A 14755-nucleotide genomic window follows, 5' to 3' on the forward strand; every position below is an offset into this window, starting at 1 on the left:
GTAGATGATGAATTTCCCTTTCTATATTTTTGGTGTGCATCCGCATTTGATATTTGAATCCTTAGCCTATTTTATTGGATTTCGCGTATATTTATATACAAGAAATAAGGAACGAATACCTATGGATAAAGCACTTTGGGTGATAGTTGGTGCAACATTAGGTGCTGCCATAGGTTCAAAACTTCTTTATTGGTTAGAAGATCCGGTGAAGACACTGGAAAACTGGAATAACCTAATTTATTTAGTAGAGGGAAAAACAATTGTGGGCGGATTGTTAGGCGGCTTAATTGGGGTGGAGACAGCTAAGAAATGCATTGGATGGACGCGTTCAACGGGGGATGATTTCGTTTTACCTCTTTCTGTTGGAATGATGATTGGAAGAATTGGCTGCTTCTTAACTGGTTTAGATGATCATACCTATGGTGTTCCAACCACATGGGCAACGGGCGTAGATTTTGGAGATGGTATTCTTCGGCATCCCACTCAATTGTATGAAATCGCTTTCTTAGGCATCCTCATCTTCTTTCTTATTTATTTAAATAGAAAACATTTAGGGTGGGAAGGTCTGTTATTTCAATTATTTATGCTAGGGTATCTTTTCTTTCGCCTAATGATCGATTTTATTAAACCAACTCCACATCCTTACTGGATTCTAAATAATATCCAACTTGCTAGTTTACTAGGAATTACGTATTACATATGGCTGATCAGTAAAAAACAAACCGAAAAAAGGAGAGAAATTCATGCCTAACCGTCCCTATTTATTTTATGAACTGACAAACAGTATCTGTTCTACCTGTCTGCGAAAGGTAGAAGCGAAAGTGATTATTGAAAATGAAAAGGTATACCTTGTGAAGCATTGTATGAAGCACGGTAGGGAGAAGGTCTTGATTTCAACTGATGTCGCTTATTATAAATGGTGTCGTGAGTTTATTAAACCATCGGAAATGCCATACCGATGGAATACACCTATTAAATATGGCTGCCCATATGATTGTGGACTTTGCCCGGACCACGAACAGCATAGCTGTTTGACGCTTTTAGAAATTACGGAAAGATGCAACCTAAAATGCCCCATCTGCTATGCGGAATCCTCTCCTCAAAAAGGAAGCTTCCGAAGCTTAGAGAAAATTGAATTCATGCTCGATAATATCATTAAAAATGAACGACACGCAGATATTGTTCAGATTAGTGGCGGGGAACCCACCATCCATCCACAGTTTTTTGACATACTTGATATGGCAAAATCAAGACCGATCCGACATATAATGGTGAATACCAATGGTCTTCGCATGGCAACAGATAAAGAGTTTGTGAGAAGGCTTGCCACTTACACTCCTGGTTTTGAAATTTATCTCCAGTTTGATAGCTTTGAAAAAGAAACACTAGAAGAATTAAGAGGGGTAGATTTAAGGGATGTAAGAAAAAAAGCAATTGAACATTTAAATGAATTTAATATTTCTACAACCTTGGTTGTAACCTTAAAGAAGGGCTTAAATGATCATGAGGTCGGCAAAATTATTCAATATGGGTTAAAACAGAAATGTGTTCGAGGAGTTACCTTCCAACCGATTCAGGCTGCAGGGAGATTGGAAGAATACGATCCAGCGACAAATCGCCTTACACTTAGTGAAGTAAGACAGATGATCATTGAACAATCCAATGTTTTTGGCTCAAAGGATATTATTCCTGTTCCCTGCCACCCGGACTGTTTGGCAATGGGGTATGCATTAAAAATGAACGGCGAAGCAACACCATTAACTGGCCTTATTGATCCTAATATTTTATTAGAAGGTGAACGCAATACCATTGTTTTTGAACAGGATGACAATATCAAAAATATGATTTTTAAATTATTTTCTTTAAATCATTCACCCGATTCTGCCTCACTCTCCCTAAAGGATTTACTCTGCTGTTTGCCAAAAGTATCTATGCCAGGCGAAATTGGCTATGATAACGTATTTCGGGTCATCATTATGCAGTTTTTAGATGCGTACAATTTTGATGTGCGATCCGTTAAAAAATCCTGCGTTCATATCGCTCATCCAGATGGTAGAATCATCCCATTTGATACGTACAATTTATTTTATCGCGATGAGAAAGAGCAGGAACTAAAAAAGATTCAAGCAGAGTTAGAGGCTAGAACTTTCATAAATGCCGAATAACAAAGGTGAGGGGAGAACAAGGAATGACTCATAACCAAAAGACCCAGAAGGATGGCTCATTAAAAGATTTATGGCTTGGAATTGGTTTGAGCATGGGTATTTACCTTTTAGGCTTATTCATATTACTGGTAGTTTCACCTATATTTATGGCCTATGTATGTATAGCAGTAGTCGCCATTATTGTGATACCAATTGTAAGCTTTGCAAAGGGGAGGAAACGATTAGGTCAAGGAGCATTAATAGGGTTGGGATTAAATATTTTGTTATTTACTGCCTGTTTTGGAATCATTCTTTACAATCTTGGCGGATGAAGAGGAGGAGATTAAATGGATGATCGTCAGTTTAGAAACGCTATGGGAAAATTTGCGACAGGGGTAACTGTAGTAGCTACAGAGGTAGACGGTGATGTACAGGGCATGACAGCTAACGCTTTTATGTCCGTTTCACTTAATCCGAAGCTTGTAGTCATTTCTGTAGCTGAAAAAGCTCGAATTCTTGAGAAAATAAAAAAGAGTAAGATGTTCTCTGTCAATATTCTATCTGCCGACCAACAAGAACTCTCAATGATTTTTGCTGGGCAGATTAAGGAGCACCGAGAAGTAGTGTTTGACTATCTAGATGGAAAACCAGTATTAGCAGGGGCGGTTGCGCAGATTGCCTGCGAAGTATCGGCAGAACATATCGAAGGAGATCATACCTTGTTGATTGGAAAAGTGACAGCTATTCACATCGAGGATGCCGAGCCACTAATTTATTTCAGTGGACGTTACCGGTCACTAGCTGATTAATTGAAGGTATTCTGTAAGAAAGGAAGAGGCTAATTCAAATGCCCCTTCCTTTTGTTCTTTACGGTTAAATCCCTTTGTAGGCTTGCCGTAATATCTCTGCCAATTCCCTAGTTAGCGGGCGCTTCGGATTGACATTCGTATCTGGATCATTGAATGCATGTAAGGCCAATAGGTCAACTTTATTTTCAAATTCAGAATAGTTAATACCACATTCTTCAATGCTCAATGGCATGTCTAGCTCTTTAGCTAGGTTGATAATAGCTCCAATTAAACTATCGATCCCTTCCTCCGTTGTTCGAGCTTGCAAACCAAGCATCTTAGCAAGCTCAGCATATCGCTGGTCGGCGATAAAATATTCGTAACCAGCAAACGGAGTAAACTTTGTAGGTTTTTTCGAATTATAACGAATGACATGCGGCAGGAAAATTGCATTTGCTCGCCCGTGTGCAATGTGAAACTCAGCCCCTAATGCATGAGCAAGACTATGATTTATTCCTAAAAAAGCATTGTTGAAAGCAAGTCCAGCCATGGTTGATGCATAATGCATTTTTTCTCTTGCAAGAGCGTCAGTGCTATCATGGTAAGCTCTTGGCAAGTATTCGAACACAAGCTGAATAGCTTTGATAATTTGACCGTCTGTAAAATCATTTGCGACAACTGAAACATACGCTTCAAGTGCATGGGTTAATACATCCATCCCGGTATCAGCGGTAATATGCTTAGGTACTGTCATCGTAAATTGCGGGTCAATAATAGCAATATCCGGTAAGAGTTCAGGATCTGATAGAGGATATTTTATATTTGCTTTTTTATCCGTAATAACTGCAAAGGAAGTCACCTCAGAACCTGTTCCAGAGGTCGTTGGAATGGCAATAAGCGTTGCTTTACCTCGTAATTTTGGATAGGTGACTACGCGTTTTCTTGGGTTTAAGAATTTTTGTTTTAATGCATCGAAGTTAGTATCAGGATGTTCGTAGAAGAGCCACATGGCCTTCGCTGCATCAAGGACAGAACCGCCTCCCAAAGCAATAATGACATCCGGTTGGGAATGTCTCATACATTCTGCTCCTTTTTGGACGGTTTCAATATTTGGATCAGGCTCCACTTCTGAAAAAATATCAAAATGTTTAAAATCGGGTCGTTTTTTTAGAAAATGAATGACCTTATCTACATAGCCATTTCTGATTGAGCTTGGACTAGTTACTATAAATGCATTTGAAATATCAGGAATAAATTCTAAAGTCTGGATGGAGTTCTTTTTATAATAGATTTGTGGTGGAGTTCTTAGGACTTGGGCATTGATGTTTCTCTTTGCTACCTTTTTAATATTTAGTAAATGCATGGCTCCTACATTAACTGAGACGGAGTTTCCACCATAGGTACCGCAGCCGAGGGTTAGGGTAGGTAGAAAATCATTATATACATTACCCGTTGCTCCTTGAGCGGATGGTGTGTTAACAAGAATCCTTCCTGCTCTCATTCTCATCGCAAACTGTTCAATAATTCTATCATCTGAAGTATGGATGGAAGCGGTATGACCTAGTCCGCCATATTCTAATGTCTGTTCAGCAAGATCGAAAGCTTCCTCCACATTATTTGCCTTGTAGCAGGCAAGAATCGGGCTTAATTTCTCACAGGAAAGCGGGTAATTTGGTCCAACCCCTTCTAATTCAACCACAAGTACCTTCGTTTCTAACGGAACTTCAATACCTGACATTTCGGCGATTTTAAAGGCGGGTAACCCAACAACCATTGGGTTAAGGGAACTAGTATCTTTTTTTATCGCTAGATGTTCCAATTGTTGTTTTTCAGTTTCGTTAAGAAAATAACACTTGTTAGCCATCATTTCAGAAATGACTTCCGAATAGATTTCTTTATCAATAATGAGGGCCTGCTCAGATGCGCAGATCATCCCATTGTCATATGTCTTGGATAGAAGCAGATCTTGGACAGAACTCTTCACATTGGCTGTTTTTTCAAAATAGCAAGGGACGTTGCCAGGACCGACCCCAATTGCAGGTTTGCCGGAGCTGTAAGCTTCCTTAACCATACTTGATCCCCCAGTAGCAAGGATGAGTGATACTTTTGGATGTCTCATGAGAGAATGAATGGCTTCACGGGAGGGCTCATCTAACCATTGAATGCAATTTTCAGGGGCGCCCGCTTTAATCGCAGCTTCCCTCAGGAGCTGTGCAGTTATAATTCCAGATTTCTGAGATAAATGATGAAAAGAAAATATAATTGGATTTCTTGTCTTTAGTGAAATGAGTGATTTATAAATGACTGTCGATGTAGGGTTCGTAATGGGGACAAGCGCCGCAATTACACCGACGGGTTCAGCTAGCTCATATGTACCTTCATGCTCGTTTTCACTTATAATGCCTACGGTTTTAAGGTTACGAATGCTGTTATAAATCATCTCCGTTGCGAACATGTTTTTTGAAATCTTATCTTCAAATAATCCTCGATTGGTTTCATCTACAGCCATTTTAGCGAGCTTATCATGATTTTCTAAAGCAGTGAGAGACATACTTTTAACAATTTGATCGACTTTTTCTTGATTTAAGGTGCGGAATACATTTAATGCCTGTTCACCTTTTTGAGCAAGCCTCTCAATCATTGCTCCAATTTGCTTTTGTTCAAGTGCTTTTTCTTCTACTGCCATAAAACTTCCTCCTTAAATAGAAAAAATTTTTTACCCTTGTACTGTCTTAAAATATATCAATGTCTAAAATAGAAATTTGTAGAATAATGCGGAGAATTTTGGCGATTCCACTTAGATTAGAGAATGTTCGAAAAAAGTTCGAAAAGTAGTTTTGAACCGCTTTTTTGGTGTACAATTGTTTGGTAAGTATGGAAAATTAATACATGGAGTGAAGACATGCTTTTTAAAAATGCTAGTTACTTAGACGAAAATTGTAATTTGGTGAATGGTGATCTTTTCATTCATGATGGTTTCATTAAGATTGATTGTGAAAACGATGTAGTTAATGATGATAAAATAATAGATTGTCAGGATTATATTATTATTCCTGGCCTATTTAACGCGCATTTCCATGGATATTCCTTATTAGCAAAAGGAATTGCTAGAGATATGAAGATTGAATCCTGGTGTAATGATAGTGAGCAAGGAAGGATTCAAACACAATTCTTCGAGAACTTGGACAAATTATCAAGTGAGGAATATGAATGGGTTTGCTTAAAGGCTAACGCGGAGACGGTGAAGAAAGGAATTACCTTCGTTAGTGAAAATGAACCGGCCTATTGGCCTGATTTAGTGGCCGGAGCGATTGATAAAATAGGTTTGCGAGGGATTTTAGATACACATAAGAAAATAGAGGAATCCTATCAAAAATATGTGGGGAACGTTTCGTTCGGGACTCATTTGTTAGAAGAGGAAGATATTACAGAAGAATCGTTAGATGCTTGCGTTCGGACGAAAAATGAGTATGACACGATTTACATGACTCACTGTATGGAGAATGATTGGAGACGAGATATCATTTACGCAAATTTTGAAAGGTCTTCAATAGAGTTATATAAAGAGAAGGGGCTGTTGGATGATAAAACGGTTCTTTATCATGGAGTACATATGAGTGAGAAGGATATTGAACTCGTTGCCGAAACTCAATCATCTGTCGTCCACTGCCCTAATTCGAATTTGTGGTCGGGCGCAGGTATGGCACCTGTAAGTAAAATGCTTGAAAAGGGTGTAAATGTTTGCCTTGGAACTGATTTTGCTAGCGTAGATATTTGGGAAACGATGAAAACTGCCTATTATTTATTAAAACTAAGCAGTCCATTTAATCGTTTCCAGGCGGAAGATATTTTTAAAATGGCAACTGTGAATGGAGCAAAGGCATATCTGCAGAATGATCTAGGAGCAATCAAGGAAGGGTACAAAGCGGATCTGGTGTTTATTAAAAAGGATCCATTGATTCCACAGATTAATAGCAAAGAATTTTCTACTGTTGTTCATAATTTGATATTTGAAACAAAAGAAGAAAACATTATTCATGTTATGATTGATGGTCAATGGGTCATGTTTGATCGAGAGCTGTTAACAATCAACGAAAAAGAAATAGATGAAAACTTTAAAAACGTGATGGAAAAGGTGTATAATTCGATCATATAATTGATGAAGGGACCTTAAGGGTTCCTTTTTCAATTCTTCAGTTTGTTAAAAGGGGAAATGAATTATTAAAATGGTAAAAGGGTTTCTTTTTGTACTAGCTCTTCTCTTAACTTCTTCCATCATATTAACCAGCTGTTCTCAGACCCAACCGAATATAGAAAAAGAGGAAACGAAAGAGAAAGCAGCGGTTAAAGAACAAAAATCGCCTGAAGAACAAGTAAAGGCTGAAAAGGAAGAACAGGAGACACAAGCTGACTCAGAGCAACAGAATGAAGATTTGGCAAAGCGATGGGGATTAGAGCTTATTACTGTTGGAAGAGTCGTTGATGGAGACACGATAGTGACTTCAGATGGGAGAAAAATTCATCGAAATCTAATAATAGTTCGACGACATCATCAAGTGAAGGCACTTCAGGAGGAACAACTTCAGGGAGTGAATCAACTGGTAAAACAGAATCCTTCAAAAATTGTACTGAAATGAGAAAGGTATATCCTAATGGAGTACCATCTACACATCCTGCCTATGAAGCAAGGCATGATAGGGATAAAGATAATTGGGCGTGCGAGCGATAAGCAAGTCAACCTGTACTTATATATAATGCAAAAAGTCTCTTCCATTTAAGTGGAAGAGACTTTTTTGTATATGTAGATTATACAAACGTTGTACGAGATTTGATTAGTTTGACAGAAGTTTCTATAGAAGTTGAGGTTTTTTAGGACATTAAGTGAAAATAAATATGTATAATTTCTCATCAAAAACATTGTACAAAAGTTATACGATATGTATAATCTAAATAAACTGATAAAGGAGGTGGCGACACTTGAGCAGGAGTAAAAAAGTAACTGTCATCGGAGCAGGACCAGGTGGGTTAGCTGTCTCTATGCTGCTTGCAGCCAAGGGTTATGAGGTAGTGGTCTATGAGAAACAGTCATATATCGGGGGGAGGACTTCTAGATTAACCTTGGGTGAGTACAACTTTGATTTAGGACCCACCTTTTTTATGATGCCAGGTATTCTGGAAGAAATCTTTCAGATGGCAGGACGCCAATTACAAGACTACGTTCAGATACAGGAGATTAATCGATTATATACATTAAAATTTAAAGGCTTATCTTTTACACCTACCCGTAATTACGAGGAAATGATACAGGAAATTGAAAATAAGTTCCCGGGTAATGGAGCTGGTTACGATCAATTCATGAAGATTGAGGGAGAAAAGTTTGACCGGGTAACCAAACTGCTTCAACAGCCATTTACAAAAATAACCGATCTTATAACAAGAAATATGGTATCTGCCTTCCCAAAATTAAATGCTCTTGATACGGTATATGGCCGATTATCAAACTATTTTAATGACGAGAGGTTGAAATGGGCCTTTTCCTTCCAGGCAAAATATTTGGGCATGTCACCTTGGGAATGTCCCGGAACGTTTACTATTCTCTCTTATTTAGAACACCGTTTTGGGTTGTTTCATCCAATAGGAGGGGTGAATAAGCTTTGTGAAGCAATGGCACAAGTTATCGAGGAGTATGGCGGGAAAATCCATACCGGTACGGGTGTTAAGCAAGTAGTGGTAAAAGAGAAAAAGGCAGTGGGAGTTCTCCTTGAAAATGGGGAAATGGTGCCTTCAGATGATGTCATTATTAATGCTGATTTCGGGCATGCAGCAACTAACCTTTTCAAGCAAAGGGATTTAAAGAAATACCGTAAGGAAAATCTCGAAAAGAAGAAACTCTCTTGCTCCACCTTTATGCTGTATTTAGGGATAAATAAACCATTAAATTTGCCGCACCACATGATCCTTTTTGCTGAAGACTATAAACAAAATGTGGATGAGATGACCAAAGAGATGAAGTTATCTGAGGATCCATCCATTTATGTCCATAATCCTTCAAGGCTTGATCCAACTCTTGCGCCAAAAGGGAAGTCGGCTCTATATGTGCTCATGCCAGTTCCTAATTTACAGGCAGATATTGATTGGGAAAAAGAGAAGCATGGAGTAAGGGAAAAGGTTTTATCCCGTTTAGAATTAGAACCTGAATTACATGATATTAGATCCCATATTGAGGTGGAAAAAATCGTTACTCCGCTCGATTGGCAAAATGAAATGTATGTCTATAAAGGAGCTACCTTTAGTCTTGCTCACAACCTGAGTCAAATGATGTACTTCCGTCCGCATAACAAATTTGAGGATGTGGATCATTGTTTCTTAGTAGGTGGAGGAACACATCCTGGCAGCGGTTTACCAACGATTTTTGAATCAGCCAAAATCAGTGCCACTCTATTAAACCAGAAATATGTGAAAAATAACCTCTATAAGGAAAAGCAACATTCCTTAGACAGGAAGGAGCCCGTGCTATGGAAATAGGCATTGTAGGGGCTGGGGTTGGAGGCTTGGTATCTGCCTTGCTGCTTTCAAAACAAGGCCATCAAGTAACCATTTTTGAAAAGGAAGGATACCTGGGTGGAAGGCTGACCTTCCAAGGCAACGGACGTTACCAAATTGACCAAGGACCGACCATCGTACTTTTACCGGAGCTTTTATTAAGTATTTTAGAAGAGGCTGGAATCTCGAAGGAAGATATTCCATTGATTCCATGCGAGCCTTTATATGATCTTCATTTTCATGATGGGTCAACGTATACGAAGTACAGAGATTTACCCACACAGCTTAAAGAATTGGAGCAGAAGTTTCCTGGGGAGTCAAAGAATCTTCTAAAATACCTTTCAGATATGGCCAACGTTTTCGAATTAGGGATGGAAGCTTTTTTGAGCAAGACATTTAAACGCAAGCAGGATTTTCTAACGATAGAAAATATCAAACTATTAGCACAATCCAAAGCATACAAAACCTTAAAGAATTTTAATGCCTCTTATTTTTCTCATCCTAAACTTCAAGAGGCTTACTCCTTACAATCTCTGTATATCGGTGGTTCGCCATATGAGGTGCCGGCCCTATACGGATTAGTTTCCTATAGTGAGCATGCCCATGGTATTTGGTACTTAAAGGGAGGGTACGGGAGTCTTATTCCCATTTTAGAAAAAGCATGTATAGAACAGGGAGTTAAAATTAATCTCCATTCAAAAGTGGATCGCCTCCTCATTGAAGCGGGTGTGTGCAAAGGTTTGTCTGTGAATAACGAAACGACTTTCTACGATGCAGTTATTTTTAATGGTGATTTTCCCAATCTTTATTCAATGATGGGAAAAAAGAAAAAGGACAAGAAATTTCAGCCTTCTTCCGGCTGTGTGTTGATTTACCTTGGTGTTTCAAAGCGATTTCCAAAGGCAAAAGCCCATCAGTTCTTTTTGCCGAAAGATTTTGAAAAGAATATGACTCAAGTATTTAAGACAAAACAAATACCTGAAGACCCATCCTATTATGTGTTTAATCCGGTTGCACTGGAGGATGAAGCGGCTCCACCTGGGGAAAGTGTTCTATATTTCTTAATTCCAGTACCGTCAGGAGATCAGATCGATTGGGAAACTACAGGACCGATGCTAGCTGAGCAGGTTTTAATGAAAGCAGAAAAGCACTTTATCGGTTTGCGTGAAGCGGTGGAATGGATGGAGATTCGTACCCCGGCAGATTCAATTCGTGACGGATTATATCAAGGGGGAAGCTTTGGGATTGCTCCTAATCTATTTCAATCAGGAGGATTTAGACCGCAGTTATCTCCCTTTAAGATTGATAGATTGTACAGTGTGGGAGCCTCGATTCACCCTGGTGGGGGTATTCCAATCGTGCTACAGGGGGCGCGACTATTAAGTGAGCTAATAAAAAAGGAGCTGAGAACGTGATTGATTCAAACTTAATCTCTGCTTGTGAGGAATTGATGAAGAGGCATTCTGCGAGCTTTTATGCGGCTTTTCGTTTTTTACCTTCACCAAGAAAAGAAGCGGTGTTTGTTATTTATGCTTTTTGTAGAATGATTGATGATTCTGTTGATCAGCCGGAATCCTCACCCTATACATTAAGCGAGCTTGAGACTTTAATTGATCATGTGGAAACAGCGGAGGGTCACTTTATCTGGCCATGTTTAAGGTGGCTATTTAGTAGCTTTCCCATTTCAAAAGAGCCGTTTTATAAGCAGATATCCGGGCAGAAAATGGATACGACCCTAACAAACTATGAAACAATGGAAGAGCTCGAATTATATTGTGAAAGAGTCGCCGGTTCTGTGGGGGAGATGCTTCTTCCTGTTCTTCATGATCAACCTTCGAGTGAGGTAGAACTTGCGGGCGTGTACCTTGGAAAAGCGATGCAGATTGTGAACATTATCCGGGATATAGGAGAAGATCAACAAAGAGGACGCCGATATATTCCTAGGGAATGGATGGAGCAATATCATTATACACAAGAGGAGTTTGAGACAAACGTTGTCAATTTTCGCTTTAAGCGAATGATAACGGGTCTAATGAATGTGGCTGAGGATTGGTTTTCAAAGGGGTTAGAAAACATTGAATCCTATCCTGAAAAGAGCGCCTTTTCTATTAAACTAGCTTCAGGTTATTATGCAGCCATTATGGAGGCAGTAAGACAGAATGAGTACCAAGTGTATACAAGTAGAGCGATCGTGAGTGACAAGAAAAAGAAAATGATACTTTTGGCAGCTCTTCAAGGATCCATCCAAAATGAGGTTCACTGCATTGAAGCTTAGTAAGATCCACCTATTAAGCACTCTCTAACTATTTTTTAATAGGAAACCCAACATCCCACCGTAAAGGGAATGACCCAAAAGCCAAAAACCTAAAGCCGGAAGATTGGATATTGAAGGTGTGCGGTCTGATAAAAGGGTCGTAGGATACAGAAAGATCCCGATAACTAAACAAATTAGGGTAATGAATAGGATTCTTTTTTTGGTGGGGATATATTTTTTGTTAAGTAAAAATAGTAAACATACGCTCATAACAACAGAAATAAATAAGTGGATACTAAATTCAATGATCTCAGAAACCTCAAAACGTTGAATGATAGGAACATAATCCACATTTAATAATAGTGTATAAACCTTAAGAGAAGTAGTCTTTTCAACCACTTTCAAAAATAGGCCCAAAAATACACCAGAAATCAACCCAGCAAGGACAGCTTTTTTTATCTGTAGTTTTTCCAATGAATGTCCTCATTTCCTTATTCCATCACTATGGATTTTCTTTTATTATCTTTGGATGAAGGAAGTATGTCAAATGTTTGTATAGTTGTTTTTCTGGCGTTGTACAAGGTTGTGGCTTGGTATATACTGGACTAAATAGTCATGAGAAGTTTTTTCCAACATGCCGAGAGGATGAAATAAATAGAAATGAATATCGAAAATGCAACCTATTCTATCCAACAAGTATCTGAAATTACCGGATTGTCAAAACAGGTTATTCGAAAATGGGAAGAGAGATACCAAATTGTTAATCCTGAAAGATTAGAAAATGGATATCGGATATATAGTGAGGTAGATATTAATACCATATTGAAAGTCAAAGGATTGGTTGACCAGGGACATACCGTTAAACAAGCAGCATATCTTGTAGAGAAGGGTGGTTCTCCAACTGATCATAGCCTATTGGATGCTGGCTGGAAAAAGAAGAATCAATATGAGGAGTTAAACGAATTTGTTCTCGATTTGCTGAAGGAAGGCACCCACTGCAACGAAGCCGCAATGAATATTATTCTCCAACAGGCCTATCACCAAAAGGGATTAGAATTTTTCATTCAATCTGTCGTGATCCCGTTTTTACATGAAGTTGGGAATCGATGGGAAAAGGGGCAATGGGGAGAGTATCAGGAATCGCTTGCAAGTCTTACAGTACGAGATTTTCTTGTTCAATTAAGAAGGAATTTTAAATACAGGGAAAATTCACCGACCCTTTTAGGTGCCTGTTTGCCGTATGAACAACATGAAGTTCCAGTTCTCATCCTCCTTATTCAAGCAATGTTAAAGGGGTGGAAAACGATCTTAATAGGCGCTTCCCCAGCTGAAGGGTCAATTGAAAAGACGGTTCAAAAATTGGAGCCAGATAAAGTGATTTTGTCAGCTACCACGACATTTCCTTTCGAACAGGACCCGGGAATATTATCCAAGCTTGAGAGTTTTGCTTCTGATTGTAAGAAAACTCAGTTTTACATAGGGGGACCGGGAGCCGTAAAATATTTGGCAAACAGAATCCAGTTACAGTATATCCACTTAACTCACACATTAGATGAGGTTTTAGTATAAAACGGGACGGAGAGAAAGATGCAACAAAGAAAAACGATCATTTGGTTTCGCAGAGACCTGCGAATTCAAGAAAATGAAGCATTATTTTCAGGAGTTGAGCAAGGGAGTATTGTTCCTGTTTTTATCTGTCCGCCTGAGGAAGAAACAAAAAAGGTAGTTGGTGAAGCTGCTTCCTGGTGGCTCCACCATTCCCTGATAGAATTAGACCGAGCATTACAAGTCCGGGGAGCAAAGTTAATTGTTCGAAAAGGTAGGAGCATTCCTATACTTAAGGAACTGATTGAAGAAACAGGCGCTCAGGCTGTATTTTTTAATGAAAGATACGAGCCTGAGATTAGATTTCGCGACCAACAGATTAAAGAAGCTCTAGAAAAGGAAAGTATAGAGGTAAAAAGCTTTCACTCCAACCTGTTGTTTCCACCTTTATCAATAGTCAATAATCAAGGTCAGCCCTATAAAGTATTTACCTCTTTTTGGAAGAAATGCTTACAGAGGCCTATTCCACTTTCCAAAAGCTTACCTACCAACTTCAATAGTACACATTCAGATATCAAAACTTTAAATATAGAAGAACTAGGTTTATTGCCAACTAGAGCATGGTATAAAAAATTTAAGGGTTATTGGGTGCCGGGGGAAAAAGGGGCATTAGCTCAGTGGGAGCAATTTATAGAGGAAAGGCTGTCAGGATATTCGATAAAAAGAGACTATCCATTTGTTCAACAAGTTTCAAGACTGTCTCCTCATCTAACCTGGGGAGAAATTAGTCCGAGGTGGATGTGGCATCAATTAGTGGAACAAGAGAATATTGTTTCTAACGATGGTCAGAAAGATATTGACGGATTTTTAAGACAGTTAGTATGGAGGGAATTTGGTTACCATCAACTTGTTTCTTTCCCAGAAATGATTGATTCCCCTCTCCGTAAGGAATTCATGTTTTTCCCTTGGGAGGAGCGGGAGGGTGAATTTGCTGCATGGAAACAAGGTAGAACGGGCTTTCCAATAATTGATGCCGGGATGCGAGAATTATGGGAAACCGGTTGGATGCATAATCGGGTCCGGATGGTAACCGCCTCCTTTTTAGTAAAGCATTTATTGGTACCATGGCAAAGAGGGGCTTCATGGTTTGAGGAAACGCTGCTGGATGCAGACTTGGCAAATAATTCGATGGGATGGCAATGGGTATCTGGCTGTGGGTTTGATGCAGCACCGTACTTTCGAATATTTAATCCCATTATCCAAGGACAAAAATTTGATGAAGCTGGCGACTATATTCGTCAATGGGTACCAGAATTAAAACACCTGCCGGCTAAATATATCCATTGCCCATGGACAGCGTCTGATGCGATCCTCCGTGAGGCAGGGGTAGAGCTAGGTACTTCCTATCCTTTTCCCATTGTTGAACATTCTTTTGCAAGGGAAAGAGCGTTAGAGGCATACAATCTAATAAAAAAGTAAGG

Annotated in this window: 14 protein-coding genes; 12 read left to right on the top strand and 2 right to left on the bottom strand. The window is 39.1% G+C overall.

All coding sequences use genetic code 11. From position 1 onward, the window contains the following. Positions 1–4: 4 nt before the first annotated feature. From AC3A54_RS13640 to AC3A54_RS13655, 4 genes are read left to right on the top strand one after another with little or no spacing between them, the layout of a single operon-like run. Complete coding sequence (locus AC3A54_RS13640; RefSeq protein WP_487654830.1) at positions 5–751, top strand: prolipoprotein diacylglyceryl transferase; 747 nt, start codon at positions 5–7, stop codon at positions 749–751. Next, entirely contained in the window at positions 744–2165 is a 1422-nt protein-coding gene (locus AC3A54_RS13645) for a radical SAM protein (RefSeq protein ID WP_487654831.1), read from the top strand. Before AC3A54_RS13640 ends, AC3A54_RS13645 begins: the two co-directional genes overlap by 8 nt. 23 nt (positions 2166–2188) lie before the next feature. After that, positions 2189–2476, top strand: a complete 288-nt coding sequence (locus tag AC3A54_RS13650; protein ID WP_335533841.1) for a hypothetical protein — start codon at positions 2189–2191, stop codon at positions 2474–2476. A gap of 15 nt (positions 2477–2491) precedes the next feature. Continuing rightward, the gene (locus AC3A54_RS13655) at positions 2492–2953 is read left to right on the top strand and encodes a flavin reductase family protein (RefSeq protein ID WP_487654832.1); all 462 of its coding nucleotides are present in this window, start codon (positions 2492–2494) and stop codon (positions 2951–2953) included. 64 nt (positions 2954–3017) lie between these two features. Here AC3A54_RS13655 and adhE read toward each other — a convergent pair whose 3' ends face one another. Further along, entirely contained in the window at positions 3018–5618 is a 2601-nt protein-coding gene (gene adhE, locus AC3A54_RS13660) for a bifunctional acetaldehyde-CoA/alcohol dehydrogenase (RefSeq protein WP_487654833.1), read from the bottom strand. Between the two features lie 216 nt (positions 5619–5834). Here adhE and AC3A54_RS13665 point away from each other — a divergent pair, with 216 nt between their 5' ends. From AC3A54_RS13665 to AC3A54_RS13690, 6 genes are all read left to right on the top strand, one after another. Next, positions 5835–7088 (top strand): amidohydrolase family protein, encoded by a 1254-nt coding sequence (locus AC3A54_RS13665; RefSeq protein ID WP_487654834.1) that lies wholly within the window; start codon positions 5835–5837, stop codon positions 7086–7088. 70 nt (positions 7089–7158) lie between these two features. Beyond that, on the top strand, positions 7159–7569 hold the full coding sequence (locus AC3A54_RS13670) for a hypothetical protein (RefSeq protein ID WP_487654835.1): 411 nt from the start codon (positions 7159–7161) through the stop codon (positions 7567–7569). After that, a complete protein-coding gene (locus AC3A54_RS13675) occupies positions 7566–7661 on the top strand; it encodes an excalibur calcium-binding domain-containing protein (protein ID WP_487654836.1) in 96 nt (31 codons plus the stop codon). Before AC3A54_RS13670 ends, AC3A54_RS13675 begins: the two co-directional genes overlap by 4 nt. Positions 7662–7909: 248 nt before the next feature. Beyond that, positions 7910–9457 (top strand): phytoene desaturase family protein, encoded by a 1548-nt coding sequence (locus AC3A54_RS13680; protein WP_487654837.1) that lies wholly within the window; start codon positions 7910–7912, stop codon positions 9455–9457. Continuing rightward, the gene (locus AC3A54_RS13685; protein ID WP_487654838.1) at positions 9448–10890 is read left to right on the top strand and encodes a phytoene desaturase family protein; all 1443 of its coding nucleotides are present in this window, start codon (positions 9448–9450) and stop codon (positions 10888–10890) included. Before AC3A54_RS13680 ends, AC3A54_RS13685 begins: the two co-directional genes overlap by 10 nt. Continuing rightward, positions 10887–11750, top strand: coding sequence for a phytoene/squalene synthase family protein (locus tag AC3A54_RS13690; RefSeq protein WP_487654839.1), 864 nt, complete (start codon positions 10887–10889; stop codon positions 11748–11750). Before AC3A54_RS13685 ends, AC3A54_RS13690 begins: the two co-directional genes overlap by 4 nt. A 24-nt stretch (positions 11751–11774) precedes the next feature. On the opposite strand, the gene AC3A54_RS13695 is transcribed toward AC3A54_RS13690, so the two are convergent. Beyond that, positions 11775–12203 carry a hypothetical protein gene (locus AC3A54_RS13695; protein ID WP_487654840.1) on the bottom strand — a complete coding sequence of 143 codons (429 nt, stop codon included), beginning with the start codon at positions 12201–12203 and terminating at the stop codon, positions 11775–11777. Positions 12204–12389: 186 nt separating this feature from the next. On the opposite strand from AC3A54_RS13695, the gene AC3A54_RS13700 reads away from it, so the two are divergent. Both AC3A54_RS13700 and AC3A54_RS13705 read left to right on the top strand, forming a co-directional pair. Next, a complete protein-coding gene (locus tag AC3A54_RS13700; protein WP_487654841.1) occupies positions 12390–13298 on the top strand; it encodes a MerR family transcriptional regulator in 909 nt (302 codons plus the stop codon). Between the two features lie 18 nt (positions 13299–13316). Beyond that, positions 13317–14753 (top strand): cryptochrome/photolyase family protein, encoded by a 1437-nt coding sequence (locus AC3A54_RS13705; RefSeq protein WP_487654842.1) that lies wholly within the window; start codon positions 13317–13319, stop codon positions 14751–14753. Positions 14754–14755: the final 2 nt, after the last annotated feature.

The organism is Neobacillus sp. Soil_C_43 (genome assembly GCF_057656715.1).